The sequence below is a fragment of the Aurantiacibacter suaedae genome, from assembly GCF_005434915.1.
GTDB lineage: Bacteria > Pseudomonadota > Alphaproteobacteria > Sphingomonadales > Sphingomonadaceae > Alteraurantiacibacter > Alteraurantiacibacter suaedae.
In genome coordinates, this window is record NZ_SKCG01000002.1 from 558,990 (window position 1) to 577,895 (window position 18,906).

General features: G+C 61.0%; 18 protein-coding genes. 8 read left to right on the forward strand and 10 right to left on the reverse strand.

Annotated elements, in window-relative coordinates:
• Positions 1-285 precede the first annotated feature (285 nt).
• The 6 genes from E0473_RS09115 to E0473_RS09140 all read left to right on the forward strand — a co-directional run bounded on the left by E0473_RS09115 (position 286) and on the right by E0473_RS09140 (position 6,087).
• Positions 286-612 carry a hypothetical protein gene (locus E0473_RS09115; RefSeq protein WP_137680546.1) on the forward strand — a complete coding sequence of 109 codons (327 nt, stop codon included), beginning with the start codon at positions 286-288 and terminating at the stop codon, positions 610-612.
• Positions 613-776: 164 nt separating this feature from the next.
• Positions 777-2,609: an AAA family ATPase gene (locus E0473_RS09120; protein ID WP_137680547.1), complete on the forward strand. Its 1,833-nt coding sequence runs from the start codon at positions 777-779 to the stop codon at positions 2,607-2,609.
• Positions 2,596-3,471: an ATP-binding protein gene (locus tag E0473_RS09125; RefSeq protein WP_137680548.1), complete on the forward strand. Its 876-nt coding sequence runs from the start codon at positions 2,596-2,598 to the stop codon at positions 3,469-3,471. The genes E0473_RS09120 and E0473_RS09125 overlap by 14 nt, the downstream gene beginning before the upstream one ends.
• A complete protein-coding gene (locus E0473_RS09130) occupies positions 3,468-4,895 on the forward strand; it encodes a phosphotransferase (RefSeq protein WP_161981554.1) in 1,428 nt (475 codons plus the stop codon). Before E0473_RS09125 ends, E0473_RS09130 begins: the two co-directional genes overlap by 4 nt.
• A gap of 544 nt (positions 4,896-5,439) precedes the next feature.
• Positions 5,440-5,781 (forward strand): thermonuclease family protein, encoded by a 342-nt coding sequence (locus E0473_RS09135; RefSeq protein WP_137680550.1) that lies wholly within the window; start codon positions 5,440-5,442, stop codon positions 5,779-5,781.
• Positions 5,782-5,886: 105 nt separating this feature from the next.
• Complete coding sequence (locus tag E0473_RS09140) at positions 5,887-6,087, forward strand: DUF6961 family protein (protein WP_137680551.1); 201 nt, start codon at positions 5,887-5,889, stop codon at positions 6,085-6,087.
• Between the two features lie 14 nt (positions 6,088-6,101).
• On the opposite strand, the gene E0473_RS09145 is transcribed toward E0473_RS09140, so the two are convergent.
• The 10 genes from E0473_RS09145 to E0473_RS09190 form a co-directional block, all read right to left on the reverse strand.
• Positions 6,102-6,746, reverse strand: a complete 645-nt coding sequence (locus E0473_RS09145; RefSeq protein WP_137680552.1) for an RNA polymerase sigma factor — start codon at positions 6,744-6,746, stop codon at positions 6,102-6,104.
• Between the two features lie 310 nt (positions 6,747-7,056).
• The gene (locus E0473_RS09150; RefSeq protein ID WP_137680553.1) at positions 7,057-7,812 is read right to left on the reverse strand and encodes a 3'-5' exonuclease family protein; all 756 of its coding nucleotides are present in this window, start codon (positions 7,810-7,812) and stop codon (positions 7,057-7,059) included.
• Positions 7,813-7,854: 42 nt separating this feature from the next.
• Positions 7,855-8,385 (reverse strand): hypothetical protein, encoded by a 531-nt coding sequence (locus E0473_RS09155; protein ID WP_137680554.1) that lies wholly within the window; start codon positions 8,383-8,385, stop codon positions 7,855-7,857.
• Positions 8,386-8,522: 137 nt separating this feature from the next.
• The gene (locus tag E0473_RS09160) at positions 8,523-9,065 is read right to left on the reverse strand and encodes a hypothetical protein (protein WP_137680555.1); all 543 of its coding nucleotides are present in this window, start codon (positions 9,063-9,065) and stop codon (positions 8,523-8,525) included.
• Positions 9,066-9,137: 72 nt separating this feature from the next.
• Positions 9,138-10,055: an exonuclease domain-containing protein gene (locus E0473_RS09165; protein ID WP_161981555.1), complete on the reverse strand. Its 918-nt coding sequence runs from the start codon at positions 10,053-10,055 to the stop codon at positions 9,138-9,140.
• A gap of 224 nt (positions 10,056-10,279) precedes the next feature.
• Positions 10,280-11,158 (reverse strand): hypothetical protein, encoded by an 879-nt coding sequence (locus E0473_RS09170; protein WP_137680557.1) that lies wholly within the window; start codon positions 11,156-11,158, stop codon positions 10,280-10,282.
• A gap of 13 nt (positions 11,159-11,171) precedes the next feature.
• Entirely contained in the window at positions 11,172-11,909 is a 738-nt protein-coding gene (locus tag E0473_RS09175; RefSeq protein ID WP_137680558.1) for a DUF6602 domain-containing protein, read from the reverse strand.
• Entirely contained in the window at positions 11,906-12,853 is a 948-nt protein-coding gene (locus E0473_RS09180) for an AAA family ATPase (RefSeq protein ID WP_137680559.1), read from the reverse strand. Before E0473_RS09180 ends, E0473_RS09175 begins: the two co-directional genes overlap by 4 nt.
• Positions 12,853-13,365 carry an HORMA-1 domain-containing protein gene (locus E0473_RS09185; protein ID WP_137680560.1) on the reverse strand — a complete coding sequence of 171 codons (513 nt, stop codon included), beginning with the start codon at positions 13,363-13,365 and terminating at the stop codon, positions 12,853-12,855. The genes E0473_RS09180 and E0473_RS09185 overlap by 1 nt, the downstream gene beginning before the upstream one ends.
• An 8-nt stretch (positions 13,366-13,373) precedes the next feature.
• The gene (locus E0473_RS09190) at positions 13,374-14,339 is read right to left on the reverse strand and encodes a CBASS oligonucleotide cyclase (protein WP_137680561.1); all 966 of its coding nucleotides are present in this window, start codon (positions 14,337-14,339) and stop codon (positions 13,374-13,376) included.
• Positions 14,340-14,456: 117 nt separating this feature from the next.
• On the opposite strand from E0473_RS09190, the gene E0473_RS09195 reads away from it, so the two are divergent.
• Together E0473_RS09195 and E0473_RS09200 are read left to right on the forward strand one after the other, a co-directional pair.
• Complete coding sequence (locus E0473_RS09195) at positions 14,457-15,371, forward strand: helix-turn-helix transcriptional regulator (protein ID WP_137680562.1); 915 nt, start codon at positions 14,457-14,459, stop codon at positions 15,369-15,371.
• Positions 15,371-18,862, forward strand: coding sequence for an NACHT domain-containing protein (locus E0473_RS09200; protein ID WP_137680563.1), 3,492 nt, complete (start codon positions 15,371-15,373; stop codon positions 18,860-18,862). Before E0473_RS09195 ends, E0473_RS09200 begins: the two co-directional genes overlap by 1 nt.
• Positions 18,863-18,906: the final 44 nt, after the last annotated feature.

Consider the following 18,906-nt stretch of genomic DNA (forward strand, 5'->3'; position numbering starts at 1 on the left):
AACGCGGCGCGGCGCGGCGTCCCCAAACTCTGGGATGGTTATGAGTTACACTGAAGAGACCCGCCAAACGAGCTGCTCATCGTGTGGGAGGCTCAACCGTATCGTCGAGGCCTATGCCGGATACCATCGCGCAAATGAGCGCGAGGAAGCGACGTGCTTCAACTGCGACGCGATCGTCGACCGGGAAAAATAGCTTGCGATCTTCACGGGCGAGACGGCAAACGTCGCTCTGCAGTCGCTACGACGGATGCAGAACCGCGCCTAGCGGGTGATGGAGATAGAAACATGGGGACGGCATACGCTATTGGAATTTCGTCAGGCGACATTGGCGCTGCGATTGCGGAAGCGGTCATTTATGACGTTCGCGTCAACGGCCTCGGCATTCAGGGCTTCCCACAAATTACCGTCAGCCATCCTTCAAAGGACACGTTTTCGATCCGGCTCACGTTCGACAACTATACGAGCGATCTGACAATTACTGCCCATGAAGCGAAGCGCGCCGTGGCGGCCATGAAGGCGGGGCGGGGGCACGACGAAGATATCTTTCCCCGGGTCCAGGACGCGACGGTGGAGTTAGAAGCCGCGCATATGCGGAACGTGCAGGGCGGCTAGTCAGGAAGGCCCCAGAAAATTGAAGGTGCTTGGATTTGTCAAACACAACACCTGTAGCCCATCGCAGACAGAGATTGCGAAGAAGCTAGGCAGTGGCCGGAACAGCGTTTATCGCCACTTGCAAGCTAGATTATAACCTGCGCGAACAGGAAGTGGGGTGAGTTTTGAAGTTAAAGCGCCTGCAGGTAGACGAAGGATTTTTGGACGGCCTCGATCTGCAAATTGATGAAGGCCTCAACGTGCTTATCGGCGCTAGAGGCACGGGGAAAACATCGATAATCGAACTTATCCGATTCGTCCTCGGGCTGGAGAATGTTGTTCCAGAGAGTTCGCAACGAAGTGTCGAACACGCGCAGGCTATTCTCGGCACCGGGGCAGTAAAGCTGGTTTATGAAGAGGATGGTGAGACGCGCCATATTTCGCGAGCCGTTAATGTGCCTCCGCCACCTCAGAATATTTTCAAAGGCCTGCCCCCGCTCGTGTTTTCACAGCGGGAGATAGAGAAAATAGGTTTGCATCCGACCGGTAGGTTGCGGCTTTTGGATGGCTTCATCGAGCCTAGCGGTGGGGCGACCAGTGAGGTGGCTCAGCAAGAGGCAAGAATACGCTCCTTGACCAAGGAGATCGCTAATCGCCAGCGCGAGATCAACACTCTAGGAGACGAGGTTGAACGGCTTCCTAACCTTCGGGCGAGCTTGAAGCATTCTCGTGAACAACAGCAAGCCCAAGAGGGGCAATCAGCCGAGATTGCGCAGAAATCGAAGCAACTCGATGAACTCTCACAAAAGATTGCTCTGCTGTCCCGGGAAATCGAAGAGCTGGATCGCCTCGATCTCGAACTCAACGTCGCCTATGGCAGCCTCTCCGATGCAACCCAAGCGATCGAAGGCGATTGGCTCAAGACATTAAATTCGGACTCAAGTCGCGCAATTGCAGCCAATGTCCTTGATATCGGAAACGACCTCAGGACTGCGACCAATCGTATAGATGCGCTATCTGAACCCATTAACTCCGCCACGAACCAGGCACGTATGCGGCGAGGTGAACTCGAAGCGGAGGCGAGACATCTGCGATCAGAAGTCGAGGCATTAAGCGCGGGCGCTGGTGCGATCGCAGCAACTATCCAGCAGCTAGATGCTGAGATTCGCAAATGTGAATCTGTAGTAGAGCGTCGTCAAGCTCGGCAATCCTCGATTGATCAGCTCAAGATACAGCGGGCGGAATTACTACAAACGTTGGAGGAGGCCTGGCAGAGAACGTTCGAGAAGCGGAAATTGGTGGCTGCTGACATCAATGCAAAATTTGCTCCTCTCATTAAGGCTGACGTGGAGCAATTCGGTTACACCGCTCCATACTCTGGATTGTTGCGCAATATGATGCAGGGCAGCGGCATCCAATATTCCGAAGTCTCGAAAAAAATAGCGTCAACTGTGAGTCCACGCGAACTTGGCGAATGGGTTGAGGATTTTGACACACGCGCATTGGCACAGGCAATCGGAATATCTGAAGATCGAGCTGCGAAGATCATTTGGGCAATCTCGCAAAACGACCTCGGTGATCTGTTTGTTCTGAAGGTTGAAGACTCGGTTCAATTCTATCTGCAAGACCAGTCCAAACATAAACCTTTAAATGCGTTGTCGACAGGGCAGCAGTGCACTGTGATTTTGCCCATAATACTTAATGAGACCGGCCGGGTTTTGATATTCGATCAGCCCGAGGATCACATTGACAACGCCTTCATCGTTGGGACGCTGGTAAAGTCTATGCGCGAGAGGGCGAAGGACGACCAGCTTCTAGTCGCCTCACACAATGCCAACATTCCAGTCCTCGGGAACGCCACAAGGGTCACTCAAATGGGTTCAACTGGCGATCGAGGGTTTTTGCTCGTATCGAATTCGCTTGATGTCCCCGAGGTCGTTGAAGCCATCACGAACGTGATGGAAGGGGGAATTGAAGCTTTTGACGCCAGATCGAAGTTCTATCATGCAGAACCATGATCGAGCTGAACTTTGCACTCGCCTGCACAGCACGTCACCCCATGAGCGCCTCTCCGCCGTTCGAGATCTAAGCCGCGATCTCAACGCTGAGGACATTGATTTGCTGAATGCCGCTCTCGCGGTGGAGACGACTGCGTTTGTAAAGACAGCACTTAAAAGCGCTATCGCCAAACTTGAGCATCCACAGATTGCGAAGAGCGATCCTGCCGACGAAAAAGAAGATCACCACCATCGGAATCTGGCTGAATGGCGGGCCATGAGGGAGGTGACCGGCTCCCTCCTTCATGAAATTTTGCCTCGCTTGGGAAGTATTGAATACGAGGCAGGACGGTCAGTGGACAATTATGCTGAAAGCAAATTGGCGGCGAAAATTGAAAGCCTCAAAGAATTAATGACAGCTATGCAGCAGCTTCAGGAGGTGTCGCATCCCCGGAAGCCTACAGATTTTCCAATTTACCGAATTCTAAAAGAATGCGTCTCTGAGGAGGGCGCTGGAGATCTAATAAAATATGATGGCGACACGAAGCTTGTCGTTCTGGGCGATCCTAACTTTCTGAAATTGGCATTCTGCAACGGATTGAGAAACGCTGTTGAAGCGTCATCAAACGCAAGAGCCAGCCCTATTGTGGTCACTTGGGGTGAGTCCGAGGTGCAATACTTCATACGGATCATTGATAGCGGACCGGGTTTAAAGGGGGCAGCGAAGGCCGCCATGACTTTGGGTCGAACCACGAAGCAAGGTCATATGGGGTTTGGCCTCTCCATTGCCCGAACAGCTATGGCCAGTATGGATGGCGAGATATCGCTTGAGGCCAATAACCCCAGCGGCGTCATTTTTAGTATGAAGTGGTATCGGCCTTGATTGAGGTCTTAAGCGTCGAAGATAATTCGGACGATCGGGCCTTTATTGAGGAGGTTTTGAAAGATGTCGATCCGACCGCGCGCTTGACGTTCGCGTATGATGCGGAAAGCGCCATCCAAGCGCTTGAATCGATGTTTTTCGATTTGATGATACTCGATTTACGGATCCCTTACTCATCAGAGAATCCTCTTGAGACAGATCCGGATCATGGGGTTTCTGTGCTTAGCGAAGCGCGAAAATTGGCGCCTGGTCTTCCCATTCTCATTTTCACCGGCAGCGAATACGAGTCGCTCGTTAGAACTTTGATGAAGGAAGGCGACAAACAAGATATATGGGGATGCGGTAGCAAAAAGCCTACATTGGATCTGGTTCGAAAGGACAGCAAATCTGAGTTCGCGGCAGAGCTAAAGGAGATTGTCTCTGACATTCAAGCTCTAGGTGATTGCGACCATAGAAATCGTGCCGCGATAAATCTGCCGATCGATGCTGACCGGCTAATTCGGATAGCAGTCCGCCGACTTAAAGGAACGAGCTACGAGGTCCACAAACTAGGCGCCGGGAAATCATCGGCTGACGTCTTTAGTGTCAAAGTGAAAGACTCGTCGGGGAAACAGATTTTCAACCTAGTTCTAAAGATCGACGATCACATCAAAGCCGAGAAGGAGGAGCGAAAATACCGACTTCACGCACAGCAGCTCAACTCCAGCCATACCCCTCGACTACTGGAGAGGCTTGAATACGGAGGGCACAGCCGCGCAGCGATAATTTACGATCTCGTTTCCGACGCAGAAGGCAGCTTGTTTGATATTGCGGGGGATGCAGAGAAATCGATCGCAGTCTTGTCGAATCTCGCTGAGGCACTGGCTCCTTGGCATTCGATAGAGGGCGAGACGGCGGTGGACATCCGGCAGATCCGCCGAACCAATCTAAGTGATGAGCGGGCCACGGAAGTTATTGGCACTTTCGGTCTCGAATGGGCGGAAACTTTCGAGGACCGCCGTGTAGGGACGAAGCAGGGGGTCACTCACGGAGACCTTCACGGGGGAAACGTTCTTGTGGATGGGGTGGATCGCACCGCCTTAATCGATTTCAATGATATCGAGCGGCGGCCTGCGGTCTTTGATTGGATCTCGCTAGAACTTAGCCTTCTGTTCAACATCGACGGACCCGCTAGGGGTGAGGAATGGCCCACAATCGAACAATGCAGGAATTGGGCCGATATCGACGCTTTCGTGGAACAAAGTCCATTCGAGGTTTTCGTGAGGAATTGTCGCGACAACGCGCTGAGGGTTTGCACGGGGGAACGAGAATTATGTGCGGTCGCTTATGCCTATCTTCTCAGGCAATTTCGCTATGACGATACTGACAAAGATAGGCTCAAGGCTCTTCTCGACTGCGTTCATGAGCGGCTACAGGTCCTCTGACACGTTGGTCACGTGAAGCCAAATATCAGCCAGAGGCGCTAGATATTCGAGGTCTGCCTCTGCCGCTCTTTCCAAGCGCACCGCCAATCCGGATGTCGGTCGTCTGATAATTTTGGGCCAAACTTGGATAATCAAGAGGCGCTCCTCGTGTGGCCCCCAACGCCAGGCCCTAACACAGCATTTCGCGCCCCACATTTGGTGCAGCGTAGATTGCGCTCTAACTCGTGGATCCGGTGTGACCAGCCTTTGCGCTGGCACAAGAAGGACAAGCCAACGGGGTCGATCAGCACGACGCGCTTGCACGATCGGCAATCTATGCGAACCTTGTAGCCGTGCCGCGAGAAGTCCGAAAGCGACTTCAGGCGTATCGAGCTCACGGCTTACGCCTGATTGACCACACCAGAGTGGCGGTCGCGGTGATGAGGCCTGCAAGGACAAAAGGGCCGAGAACGATCATCGAGGGTCTCCGATTCGAGACTCATGTTCCATATTTGTTCCAAGTAGGAAAATGATAATCGCAGGCGCATAGCTCGGTGCCATGCTCATGCTAGCTTCTGCCTTAGCCATCTGCGCACCCGGTCCCCGGGATCACTGCGTCCACGACGGCGATACCGTTTGGATCGAGGGCGAGAAGATCAGGCTACAGCACATCGACGCGCCAGAGCTCAACATCGCATGCGTCTACGAGCGCGAACTCGCACTGCAGGCGCGCGACCGGCTCATCGCTCTTCTAAATACGGACAGCTTCGAGATCGCCAGGACCGCCAAGGATCGCTATGGTCGCACCCTTGCCGTCATTAACCGCGGAGGCAGATCGCTTGGAGACCAGCTCGTCGAGGAAGGACTTGCAAGAACGTGGTCCGGAAGGCGGGAGCCCTGGTGCTAGCAAGTCGCCGAACTTTCGCAGCAGGGCGATCCTTAGCATCGAAGTGACGTTGTTCGGCGCGCTTCAGGTGATGGCGATCATCGGTATTGTTCGGTTCCTCCTAGGATGGCCGTTACGCAAGAGCAGGAGCTGTGGGCTCTCGCGCTGTGGGTCGAGAAGCACCACGGCGATGATGGGCAAGCCTACATCGAAGGGCGTATCGAGCACTTCACCGACACAAACGAAGGTGGCGCAGTCAGAATGTGGGAAGAAGTCGCGTCTCGCTTCGCGGGGCTCGAAAGAGCGCCGCGTAGCGAGACGAACTGATCCCTTCTGCAAGCTCACGCGGCCTCGTCGAGCTTCTCCAGCTTAATCCACGCGATCGCGCTCCTTCGAACAATGAACTTTCGGACCGTTGCGAGCTTGGCCTGGTCTATCCCAGCGAACTGGGCGAGCGCCTTTCCGCACAGGCCTTGATCGATGCCATCGAGCACCCCTTCAGCGACCGGCGAGCCTTCGACGATCTCGTCGAGGGATTGTCTGCAGGCCTCGGCACGCTCGGTAAAAGCGATTCCCTCGTCCGGCGATAGCGGTGCAGCCGGGCCTTCCTGACAAAGGCCCAGCAATGCTTCGGTCGCTCTTTCACGCTTCGCGATGATCTCGCTGGCAATCGAGCGCATGATGCCCATCAGGAAGTGTTCGATCGCGAGGCCTGCCGGACACCTGCGCGAGGTCATGGCTCGCAGGATTGCCTCCTGGAGCAAATCGTCCGCGCAGATATCGGCGGTGAAGGCGCGATAGCCCGCACACTTCTTCAGACGGGAGCCCGGTCCGATATCGATCTTCGTCAGTGCTGCCCGGATCTGGGGCCGGGTCAGTGACGCTGAAGCATTTGCTATTGGTGTATGCGCACCACCGACCGAATTCGGACATGGGGCTTTCGCATTATTGTGAATGGTGCCGTTAATGGCGGAGGACTTTACCATGGTTTCCTCGCTCGGCGAGCGAGACCACGGCTGTGGACTTCGGTGTCGATGGTGCCATTTCGTGACCTCGAACGCCTATTGAACGCGCATTTCAAAATGCGGGTTCACGGGGTTGGAGCGATTCAAATTCAGGTCACCGGCTCGGGGTGCTGCCCCGGCGCGCTACATCGCCACTGTTGCTTGAGATACCGCCACAGGCATTAAGAACCAGTTACCGGCTGTGCGTGGAGAAGCTGCGAAAGGAGTTTTTCCACTGCGCCGGGCCGATGATGTCTGAATTCCTTCGGCCCGGCGCATATAGCAGTGCCGGTTACGCCGCGAGGTCGAACCCCTCGGCGATCTGCCGCTGGAGCCGGTTGGCATAGGCGTGCAACTCGCCGGCAAGCGAATGATCTGGCCGTCTGCGCAGGAATCCCTCGACGAGCGCGATGATCGCCGGTTCGAGCCGCAGGCCGTTGGCTCCTTGAGCAACGAGCCAGCCCAGCTTGGCGATCGAGAGCAACAAACAATCCAGCTCAACGTGATCACGTAGCGCCCACCATGCGCCCCCGCTCGCGGGGCGCCTGACGCCAGGCTTGGAGGCAACGAGTGCGAACGGCACACCCATACGCAGTAATACCTGGCTGAGATGGCTCCACGTTCGCCCGCCACCCTTCAACATCAAGCCAAGATCGAGGTGCGGCCGCGGCCCTCTGCGACCTGGAAGATCGATCAGCTGCGGAGGCAGCCGCAGCCCATGAGCTATGCCCGCGAGGAGCAAGACAGGAATGTCCATCGCAAGGCCCCCATAGGTAATCACCGGCTTGTCATCGTGCGCGCGCAGGCAGTCGAACAGCTGACTGACCACGCCTTCCTCGTCGCCCCAGTCCCGCTCAGACCAGCTGAGGATGTCGCCTACAGATACCCGCCCCTCATCGTCGATCGTGAATCGGAAGACGGCAGCAGCCATGACCTTCTTGACCGCGACCGCCCGGGTATCGGACTTCGGATCCATGGCCTTGTGGGCCTTATGCAGATCCTCGTCCCAGTAAAATTCCGCGTCGAGCGCGATGTAGCTTTTCGCCATCTGCCTTTTCCTTTCTCTGACTGTTGGCACCATCACGCTTCGTCAGAAGGGCAGCGGGCGAGCCTGCTCGATCGCCCGCCAAGCCAGGAAGGCCGAGCCGAGCGAGGTCCGGTCGCTGTCGCGGCAGCAACTCGCAAGGAAGGTCAACCAGAGCACCTGCGCTTCGTCGGCAGCGCGGCGAGCTTTCGCCATGGTCGATGAACCCGGACCTGCGCGCCGGATCGCGTAAGCTGCCGCGGTCTCGTTGAGTGCCGTCTCGCGGCACTCGATTGGGACGATATCGAGATCACCGCGGAGGCGCTGGATGAGCTGCAGGTCCGAGGGCGGAAAGGGAATCCCTGCCATAGCCTTGCGCAGATGATGGTGTTTGCCAGGCCGAGCCTTGCAGATCAGGGTGCCGTCGGCTGGGATGCTCTTGGCGATGCCTTCGATGATATCGGAACGCTTGGTTTCGCGCTGAAACGCATAGTGCTCGCTGGCGAACCGGGCACCCCATTCCGGGCATCTGGTGACGGTGAGGATCGCGATACTGCGGATCGCGGATCGGTGGCTGGGTTCGGTCGGATTGCGCACGATTTCAAGAGAGGCGAGCACGCGCGGATGGCGCGTGGGTGAGAAGTTCATGGGAGGTGGTTTCCTGTAGGATCAAAACGACACGGGCGGCGCCTTCGGAGGAGACGCCGCCCGTGTGCGGTCAGAGGTTGGTGGGATCAGGCGACGGCAGCGGTGGTCACGACGCCGCGACTGTTGAGAAAGACGTCGCCCGGCATCTGACCACCGGTGCTCACCAGCGGCCTGACCGCGTCGGCGGTCGCCGCGATGCGGTCAGCGGCCCGCCGGTGGTTGCGAGGCTTCTTGGTCGCCGCTTCGATCGGAAGCTCCGAGAGCATTCCGCGCTGGTCGATTGCGAATTGCCGTTCGCGGTCTTCGGTCATGAGAACGAGAGGTTCGTCATAGCCGGTCGATGACGGCACGACCTTGCTCGCCAGCACCTGGAAGTGATGCCGCAGAAGCAGAAGATAGAACTCCGGAGTGACCGCTTCGTCGTCGGCATAGACAGCGATCACGCAGTCTTGCCGCTCCTCTGCGACCCGGCGCGCCGCAGCTTCCAGGATCGGCCCGTCAAGGCCGGTGACCGAGGCGAAGCAGACCGACGAGGCAATCTTCCCGCCAAGGGTAAGACCAAGCTCGAGCTTGAGCGCGCTGGCATTGGCCCGGCGGACATCGTGTCCGCAGGTGTGGTGCGTATTCATACAAAGTTCCTTGTGTTCGAGAGACGGCCTTTCTGGCCGGAGCCTTTTCCCTTCCCGGGACCCGGCTCACTCTCACCGCAGAAAATCAGGCACGCTGACCGTGGGTTGCTTAGGCACCCAGGTTTCGTTGGCGCGGTATCGCTCGGTCGCTAACAGAGGGGCCACCATGGGACGCTTGCCGATCGTCTGCCGATACCAGCGATATTCCGACCGGAAATCCGCTTGCCGGACATGCTTGTGCCAGATCTTGTGGGTGCGCTCCGGCGCCCATTGGTATCGGCGGTCCTTCAACTCATCCTTGAACCCGTATGGAGCACCCCATGCCTCGAACCGCCATGCTGGCGCTTCAATTGCTGCGAGCACCTTCGCCATCACGCTCTCGCCATCGGCGCAGACGTGGTCCAGTAATTCGACGAGCGCGAGGACGTCGTCGCGCGCGCGATGGGCGTTGGGCATGTAGTAGCCCGCCTGCGCGAGCACGTAGCCTTGCGGCCCCGGCTCGAACCCGAGAGTGCGCCACGGCACGTCCCGCATGGCGCACCCCCATGGCACCGCGACGTGCCTAGCGACATGCTTCTCGACGAAGGGCCGGTCGAAGCCGGCGTTGAATGCGACGACCCCGTGGCAACCCTCGAGGAACGCGACCAGCTGCTCTGGGCAAATCGACCTGCCCGCAAGGTCGGCATCGCTGAGACCAGTCAGCTCGGCGATCTCCGGTGACAGCGGATGGCCGGGGTCAACCAGCCCGGCCTTTACCTGTTCGATGGCGACCACGCGGTCCCGATCGTCGACCGAGACAACCGCGCCGCAAAGCTCGACGATCTGGTGCCTCTCAAGCCTAAGCCCGGTGGTCTCCGTATCGATCACGCAAATCCTTCGGACCTGTTGGCCTTCCGGTGCCTTGCGTGGCCAGGCGGCTCTGTTGCGCACCGGATATAGAATGCGCGGCTCGCTGGAGCGTGTGTCGCTGCAGCCGGGAATGCCCGGCATATGATGTAATCCGTTCATGAATATGCCTCGTATCGCGAGGCCGGCCGAAGGGCTTTTCCCCTCTACCACCGACCTCGGACAGCGCCGCTGGCGGGAGGAGTTTTCCTAATGCGGATGCATGCGAAGGCAGTCGGCATCGTATGGTGGGATGACGGCTTTGCGCCCCTAATGAGCTATCCAGCGCACAACGAGACGCTCCTAAAACCTGTCGTTCGCCAAGACGATCATCGATAGTCCCTCCGGGGCCGCCGTTTTCCGCCCGGCATTGAGATGTCGGATCGCACAATGAAGCTGGCGGAATGGTAGCTGAATAAGTGCGGGGCCACCCGGAATATGCCTAGCTCGCGCCCAAGCGCCTCCGGTGTCATTACCCGAGTCGAGAGCTTGCGAAGTCGTGCGCTGCCAGACTGGGCCTCGACCGTCCGGATCAACTTGAAGTCCATCGTCAGGAAGCAGAGGCAGTCGTAGGTCTCTGCGGTGTAGATGTGCCAGGCGTCTTGGCTGTTAGCAGGTCCGAGTGTGCGGGCCAGTGCGTCGAACCTGGGATCCGCGCGGCGCTGGGCAATGCGCTCGCGCTGCTGATCCTCCGCGGGCGGCAGACCGAGGAAGCCCGGGCCCATTGTCGGGAAGGTGTATCCGTCGATTGTGTCTATCCGCAGGTCGCCGAAAAGGCTGTGGTCGAAGTAGCCGTAGCCGCGATACCGGCCCGAGGGTTGCCGGAACTGCTCGTCCCGCAGTTCGGCCGAGGTGAAGAGCTCCACCAGTCCCCGCCGACAAAGGTCCGCGATGCCCGGCAGATAGCAGACGTTAAGATATTCGCGGGTGCGGACGTCGGCATTGTGCACCGGAATGCGGGCGGCGTAGCCAGTCTCCCGCACATGTGGCCCCCAGTTCTTCGCGCCCGTCGAGACCCACCCGGTCTCATGGGTGACGGCGTGGTAGAGCACAGTGTTGTCGACCAGGATCCTTATCTTACCTGTGGATCGCAGACGCGAGCGTGCACGCGCGGTGGACATCCCGACCATCCAGTCGACGATGCGCGGCGTGAACCGGTAGCGCAGCCGCTCCCTGAGATTCTGCAGTCGTTGGGCGGAGCCGATCAATGCTGGCGGCCCGTCAAGCCGGAACGTCCACGTCCAGCCACCGCGCGTAAGCCCGCACGTCGATCATCGGCACGGTCGCCTTCTCTTGGAGGCGCGCGATGAGCTCGAACAGGAAGGCAGTCGCGGGCTTTCCCATCGGCGTCAGCGTGCTGCACCCCTCGTCGTCGCACGAGAAGATGCCGTGCGCCGCGACGCATCCGAGATCCAGCCGGTCGTCCGCGTCGCCGATGGCGAGCGCCTTCACTAGCGGCTCGCCAAGGCCGGGCTTCCAATCGCTCTCCAGCGTCAAGAGGCCGCCGACGATGTGCTGCAGCGGCTTGGGCGGGTAGGTCCCGCCGGCATGCGGGATCGGGAGGCTAGTCCGTTCGAGCGCCCGGACGCTCGCGACCTTGTCGCCCGCATAGGCGACCTGCTCGGCGTTGATCGACTGCTTGGCCTCGAACACCGCGTAAACGCTCTCGGCCGGGATCACCGTCTGACCCTTGAACTTGAATATGAAGGGTGAATACTGCCGGTCGAATACGACGACGTCGATCTGGTCGCTGAACGTGCCGGCGCTATCAACGACGTGTGCGGAGGCCGCCTGATATCGGGCCGGCAAGTAAATCTGGAGCAGTTCAAGCCAGACGGACTCGCTCGCGGCGCCCTTCGCCCCTGGGTGGCCGAATGCCTTCCGCGCCCGCGTCAGCTGCTCCTGTATGTCGTCGTGCAGCTCCGACAGGAGCGTTTGGATTGACCAGCCATTGCTCATTTCGCGTCTCTTACTGCCTCATCGCGGAATGCCGGGGTGGCCTTCATCGCCCTCGCGATCTCGACAGCGCGTGGACCCTCGATCGCCCGGTCGGGATACGCGTCGAGCACGATCGCCGGCAGAAGGCGCTGCGTCAGGTCGGAAAAGGTGAAGCCTGGCCCGGTCCGCGACTGGCCGGTGGCGTCCACGATCGCCTGGACATGGGAGGGGGCCAGGCCAAGGGGGGTCAGCCTCAGCGAGAGAATGTGCGCACGCTGCTCGTCGTTCGGTCGCGAGAAGGCCATGACGTCGGCCGCGCGGCGGCGGACGGCGGGATCGAGCGCGTTGAGGCGGTTGGTGCACATGATAACCGCTGCTGGCAGCCGCAGGTTGGCGAGCCGATCAATGCCGCGAATGAACGCGTTCACGCCAGCACGGTCCTCGTGGTGCATCTGCGCCGCCTCGCGCGATTGAGCGAGCGCGTCGGCCTCGTCGACGAGGAGGATGATCCCCCCCTTCGCTTTGCCCGAACCCTTCAGTCGCGTCGCCGCTTGAACCGTGTGCTCGAACGCGGCGGAGAGGAGCTGCGTCATCTCGCCGACGCGGCCCTGGCCGCGCGTCGCAAGGCTGAGGGGGAAGAGCGTGAGCTCGATGCCTTCCTGCCGTGCAACGGCATCGCCGATTGTCTCGGCGAGTTCGGTCTTTCCGGAGCCGACGTCACCGGCAAGGACGACGAGTGGCGGACGGCGCAGGACGACGTCGAGCAACGGGCGCGCCTCGGCGGCATGGAACCGGGCGGCCCACTTCTCGAGGCCCGCCGGGTTGACCAGCATCCCGAGGATCTTGGCGAGGCGAGCCTTCTGGTCCTCGAGACCGACCAGCCGCGCGAGGCGCTCCTGCGGGTCGAAGTCCGGATAGGTCTGACGTCGCTCGAACAACTCATCGAATCCAGGCACATTTTGCATCAGTAGCTCCTCACGCTGGACCGGTCGAGCGCGTGGCCCCCGGCGGAATAGGTCCGGTCGGCGTCGAGATAGCCGCAGATCGGCGGCTCGGTCCCGCTCGTGCGGTAGATCGGCAGGCCGTTCTTGAACGCCTCCCGCTCGGCCTGCGACAGCGCGAACCACGCGTCGTTGTAGGTCATGAAGCTGCTGAAGGAGGCACCTGAGACGTCTTTGCCGGGACGGATGCGGCCCGGATCGTCGTCGCCAGCGGAGCCACCGGCGAGGTCGCGCGCCGAATACTTGAGCGTGGGCTCAATCCATGAGCCGTCGCGCTTGAAGCCGTAGGTGACGGCGCCGAGGTGGCCCGCCTTCATCATCGCCACCGCCTCCTCCTCGTATTCGGTGATCTCGCGGTCGGAAGGCCGGCCGTAGAGGCGCTGGATGCGCTTGAGGTCGGTGGCGATCTTCGCCGCCATGTGTCGCGCATGCGTGACCGTGAAGGTGATGCTTTCGGCATAGCTGTAGCTCGACATGACCGTCCTCAGACCTGGAAGGTGGAACCAAAGACCTTCTGCCAATAGCCGAGGGTCAATTGCTTGGTGGGGGCGGCAAGCGCGGCGTCAATCGCGTCGCCAGCGTCCAGCGCGGCGTCGACGATCCCGTCCATGTTGGCCGCGGTGTAGAGCCGCGAGACGTTGTTCATTGCGTTGACGGGGTCGATGATCTGCATCGGATCGGAGAACGTGCCGATGCTCGACAGCGAGTAATAGTCAGAAAAGGCGATCCGCTGGGCCAGCCCACTGGTCGCCAAGTATGTGAAGAAGTGCTGCAGCGCCTCGGGGTAGTCCGACAGGTCCAGGCCGTCGTCGCACAGCTTGGCCAGGATCAGCTCAATCATGAACGACTTGAAGCGGAAGCCGTCGCGCTCGACCTTCTGGCGGCGTGCCCAGAACTTCACCAGCCGGACGACTTGGGCGAAGTGCTTGAGCTGCGCCTTTTTGCGCCGACCGGCGAAGTCGAGGTGAAGCGGGATGCTCGTTTCCAGAAACGACCCGTCGTCTTGGCTGACGAGGTTGCCATACCACTGCGGATCACCATCATAGAGTATGGGGACGACATCGACGTCGAGACCCGACCCGCGGAACGACACCGTGACCGAGTAGGTCTGCGGCTTCACTTGATCGGGCGCGAAGTTCGGGAACGCCTTGCGTAGCTGCTCGGCGAGGTAGGTCAGGAGCTCGGCGATCGAATGCGGCGCGTCCGCGCCGCTGATGTAGCAGGCGACATCGATGTCGTTCAGCGAGCGGAGGGCGGTGCCCTTGGCCAGGCTGCCCGACAGCATCATTTTGCGGAGCGTGAAGTCGGGATGTTCACCGACATAACCCTCGAGCTTCTCGCGCAGCCGGCGCGCCTGGGCGCGATATTCCTGCGCCTTGTCCTGCGGCAGGTTCACGCGCTCCTCAGCGAACGTCACGATGTCGCGGTGTCCGACATGCTCACGGCTCATCGATTGGTCTCCCCTCGCCTGACGTCCTTGACCTGGGCCAGTAAATGCGCGAATCGGTAAGTGACCCGCTAGGAACTATATGGGTGTAGAAACTATAGCCGTAAAGGAACTATACCCATGGCAAAGGAGGAAAAGCGTCCTTGGACGCAGAACCGGCGATTCGAGTTCATCGAGTGGAAGCTCTTCTGGGAGGGCGGACTGAACCGCAGCGACCTCGAGAGCGCGTTCGAGATCTCGACCCCCCAGGCGTCGGTCGACCTTCGCCGATACCGCGAGATCGCCGCCGACAACCTCGAGTATGACCGCACCGATCGCACCTTCCGCCCGACGCGAGACATGAAGCCGTCGTTCCTGAAGGTGTCGGCGGACAGACTCCTGCTGCAGCTGCGCGCCCTGCTCTCAGGCGCGCTGCCGCGGCGCGAGGTCTGGTTCCGCGACCTTCCCCGCACCGACATCGCGCCCGACATCGTCCGGCACGTCGATCCTGACTGCCTCCGCCGCATTCTTGACGCGATCCGCGCGAAGCGGTGCGTCGAGGTGCGCTACCAGTCGCTAACGAATTCGCGCACCCGGCTGATCGCCCCCCACGCGCTCGCCTACGACGGATACCGCTGGCACGTTCGCGCGTGGGCGTGCGACCGCGACGACTTCCGCGACTTCGTCCTAACGCGCATCGACCGGATCAAGCCGGGTCCGGCAGCGGACTTCGATCCAGCGGACGACCTCGAGTGGGAGAATTTCACCAAGCTGGACCTTCGGCCGCATCCTGGCCTTACCGAGGAGCAGAGCCTCGCCATCCAGCGCGATTACGCAATGAAGGACGGTCGCCGCGAGATCGATGTCCGCCTGTCCATGGCCTACTACTTCATCATGCGGATGAACCTGGACCTGCCCGATCTGCCGCCGGCCCGCGCGCAGATCTGCCTCAGCAATATCGAGGAAGTAAGGAAAGCGATCGACGACGCCAAGGCCGGCTCGAAGGCGCGCATCCTAGAGCGCAAGGGACGGGCGGACGACCCGGCCACGCGTTAATGGAAGGCGGGGGCGCGGCGACCCAGGGCGGGGTCGGCTATCAGGACCAGGTCGCGGCCCTCTATATGGGGCGCATGCTCGACCAGCGGCCCCGGCCGCCGAAGGACCGCCCCGAATCGGTCAGAGTCGAGGCGACGTCAGCGGTTGACGACGCGCTCGTCGTGATGGCAGACGGCCGCCGCCTCTTCATCCAGGCGAAGCGCGCGCTCGCTACGAGCGGCGATGCGTGGACGGGCATGTGGAAGGCCTTCGCCAACCAGGCGACAACAGACTTCCACCCCGGCGACTCGCTCTCCCTCGCGATCGGCGAGACCACGACCGTGGCAACCCGCCTCAGGGAAATCTGCACCCGCTCGAACGAGTCCAACGTCGTGGAGTGGCGCCAGCGGCTCAGCGAGTCGCAGCGCCGCCTCGCTGACGCGATAGCGGCCGCGCTCGGCGGCGACGACGCTCTAGCACTGCACGTATGTCGGCAGCTCGACGTCCACATCTGGCCTGCGGAAGGGCTGGCGCGCGACTACGCACCTCTTTGGATGCCGGCGTGCGACCAGTCGCCGGACAAGCTCCACGCCGTCCTTACGGGGATCGCGCTTGAGGGCGCCGCCACCCGCCAGCGCTTTGCGCCCGCCGAACTCTACGACCGCCTGCGCGCGGACTGGGATATTCGCATCGATTCGCCTGAGTCGTGGGGTGCGGCACGCTATCGCGGAGCGATTGCGAGGTCCGCCGTCGTAACATTGCCGGGCACCGGTTTCAGCCAACCGATAGGCGACGACTTCCTGTGGCCCCGCTGCCTGCCCTACGACCGCGACCGCAAGCCGGACTTCGACGACGACGCGCCGCGGTGGCGGCAAGCGGGGGAGTCGGCCGCGGAGACACTCCAGAAATTTCCCGGTGCTGATCTGGATTCGGTCGTCCTAATCGCCGGCCCAGGGTTCGGGAAGTCGACCCTCATCCAGGCGATCGCGGCGAGACTCGCAAACGACGGGCTCCTTCCAGCCATCATACGGATTCCCGAACTGGCGGACGCCGGCTCCGGCATCGCCGAGTTCCTCGCGAACGAGGTCAACGCGGCGTTCGAGGTCGGCATAGATTGGGCCACCGCCGCCGGCGCGGGCACGCTCGTCCTGCTACTCGACGGCCTCGACGAGGTCTCGGGATCCCGGCGGACCGCGGTGCTGCAAAAGCTGTCCGACTACCGCGCCAGCTCGCCTCAGGTGCGATGGCTCATGACGGTGCGTGATCCTGCGGCACTCGCCATGCCCGAAGGTGTGCGCATCCTCGAGCTGGCACCGCTGAGCGACGAGGAGATAGACCGCTACGTCGAATTCTACCGTCCGGGCGAACCCGCACTGCCGGCGCTGATACGCGAACGCCTGCGCGGGCGGCCCGACCTAAACCGCCTGGTGCGCATCCCGATATTCATCGCGTTGATGCTAGTGCTCCGCCAGGAGGAGAGGAACATCAGCAGGAGCGACCTGCTCGAGACCTATCTCGAAGTCCTGTTCAACCCCAAGGACTACAAGGCGTCGCAGGACGAGGCCGTCGATCCGACCATCCTGCGCAACATTGCCGAGCGCGCCGCGTTCGAGGCGCTGGAGGATGACGATGTGAGCATTGACGCGCAGGCCCTCGATGGGTGCGCCCACCACCTTGCACCGGAAGTGGGTCCTGACGTCGTCCGCCGCTCCCTGCTCAGCCGGGGCGTGATACGGAGGGTCAATGCGGTGCGCTTCGACTTCCCGTTCCCGATCGTGCAGGAGTTCCTGGCATCGACCGAACTGCTGCGTAACCACGCGCCGGAGCTGGAGGCGCGCCTTGCGATGATCGCGCACCGTCCGTGGGCCCAGGCGATCCAATTTGCGCTCGAGCGGCATCCCCATCCCGAACCGCTCGTGCGGCATATGCTCTCAACGACCGACGACGCCTTCCACACCGCGCTCCGCCTTACAGGACGCTGTGTCTCGAATGGAATGCGGCTGCCGACGGGGCTCCGAAACGAGGTGGGCGACCGTCTTGTAGCAATTTGGGGCCGGACCTCCTGGCGAACCGCCGAGCTCGTGGCGGGCATCATCATCGACGCGTTCTCGCAGCCCCTCCACCCGGCAGTTCGCGAGCGACTTGGCGACCGGCACCTCATCCACCACGGCTCGGGTGCGATACTGGCGCGGCACCGAGACCATGGGCTCACGTTGGATGTCATGGCGCGGCTACTGGCCGGCAACATCGACCACATGCTGAATATCGGCGAGCTGCAGGGAGAGGTGAACCGCATCGGAGGACCGGTCTTCGCGATGTATGTCGGGGCGGCGCTCACCAACCCATCAGACGGCGCGTTCGGGGCTATCGCGGCTCTGATCTCGCACATGGGCCGTGGGTCGGTCCCCGAAGTCGACGCCCACGATGCTTTCTTGAATGAGAAACTTCCGATCGTGATCAGGCTGGCAGCCTGGGTGCACACGAATGCGCCGGTCGACGACGTAATCGAAGGCTTGATCTCGGAGGCACTCCGCGTCGACGACTACGAGCACCGTAGTTCCGCGGCGCGGGCGCTGAGCGTCCCAGCGATGAGCACAGAGGCGGTGCTTCGCCTACTTTTGGACCCCAATCTGGAGGATGAAGCCCGCGAGAACGCGCTGGACTATCTGCTGGCGGATTGGCTCCGCTCGAAGGAGCGCGGCCGCATTGAGAAGCTGGCCCGCGACAAGTCGTTGCCCAACGCTCTGCGCGACCGCGCGGCACTCTTCGCCCTGGCCGCCGGTGCGGGGGAACTGATCGACCCGCTCGTCGAGCGTATGTCGGCCACGGACGCACAGATGGTGGCCGCCGTGGCGATCATGTTCGGGCATGTGCTGCGGCGTGGGCCGGTCGAGCGCGCTGTCGAACTTATCGAGGCCCGAGACTGGTCCCCCGCCGACCGGTTGATGATCGCGCACTCGTTGATCACGGGCCTGACCTACCGCATGGAAATGTTCTCGTTCCGGTCGGGCTCGCTTCACCCGATCCCGCCACACCCCGGACGGGCTATCCCCCTCGATCTCATCGGACAGTGGCTTTCACTTGGCGGCTACACGGCACGAGAGCGGCTAAGTCTCGTGCTGGACGCGATCGGTATCGGGGCGTCCTCAGCGTCGGACCTGTCGGTTCTCTTGGAGGAGGCACTGAAGGAACCCGCCGACAGCCACTTGGCGGACGCGGCGACCGCCGGGCGGGCCATTGAGGAACTGGAGAAGGGACCCAACCGGCTCACTCTATCGCGACTCCTCGAACTGCTGGCCGAGGAGGACTATAACATGTCGTCTTCAGCAGCGAGGGTGATTGCTGGGCGGGGAACCAGAGAGGCAGCCGACGCCCTCATCAGAGCATACGGTCCACTCAAGGACGGTCACCTTAAGGGAGTGGTCCTCGACGCACTCGAACCGCTGGCCGGGCGGCTTGGACTGCGCGTAACGCGGGAAGGCAAAGAGCTTCGCGCAGTCAGCTCGCGCTGAGGACCCATCAGTCGTCTAGGCTGGAACCGAAACTGGCGATGTAT

Coding starts and splice junctions, on each gene's coding strand:
- E0473_RS09115 (WP_137680546.1), top strand. CDS start 286: ATGGGGACGGCATACGCTATTGGAATTTCGTCAGGCGACATTGGCGCT.
- E0473_RS09140 (WP_137680551.1), top strand. CDS start 5,887: ATGGCCGTTACGCAAGAGCAGGAGCTGTGGGCTCTCGCGCTGTGGGTC.
- E0473_RS09200 (WP_137680563.1), top strand. CDS start 15,371: ATGGAAGGCGGGGGCGCGGCGACCCAGGGCGGGGTCGGCTATCAGGAC.
- E0473_RS09150 (WP_137680553.1), bottom strand. CDS start 7,812: ATGGCGAAAAGCTACATCGCGCTCGACGCGGAATTTTACTGGGACGAG.
- E0473_RS09185 (WP_137680560.1), bottom strand. CDS start 13,365: ATGTCGAGCTACAGCTATGCCGAAAGCATCACCTTCACGGTCACGCAT.
- E0473_RS09165 (WP_161981555.1), bottom strand. CDS start 10,055: ATGCCGGGCATTCCCGGCTGCAGCGACACACGCTCCAGCGAGCCGCGC.
- E0473_RS09195 (WP_137680562.1), top strand. CDS start 14,457: ATGGCAAAGGAGGAAAAGCGTCCTTGGACGCAGAACCGGCGATTCGAG.
- E0473_RS09180 (WP_137680559.1), bottom strand. CDS start 12,853: ATGCAAAATGTGCCTGGATTCGATGAGTTGTTCGAGCGACGTCAGACC.
- E0473_RS09160 (WP_137680555.1), bottom strand. CDS start 9,065: ATGAATACGCACCACACCTGCGGACACGATGTCCGCCGGGCCAATGCC.
- E0473_RS09135 (WP_137680550.1), top strand. CDS start 5,440: ATGCTAGCTTCTGCCTTAGCCATCTGCGCACCCGGTCCCCGGGATCAC.
- E0473_RS09125 (WP_137680548.1), top strand. CDS start 2,596: ATGCAGAACCATGATCGAGCTGAACTTTGCACTCGCCTGCACAGCACG.
- E0473_RS09145 (WP_137680552.1), bottom strand. CDS start 6,746: ATGGTAAAGTCCTCCGCCATTAACGGCACCATTCACAATAATGCGAAA.
- E0473_RS09190 (WP_137680561.1), bottom strand. CDS start 14,339: ATGAGCCGTGAGCATGTCGGACACCGCGACATCGTGACGTTCGCTGAG.
- E0473_RS09175 (WP_137680558.1), bottom strand. CDS start 11,909: ATGAGCAATGGCTGGTCAATCCAAACGCTCCTGTCGGAGCTGCACGAC.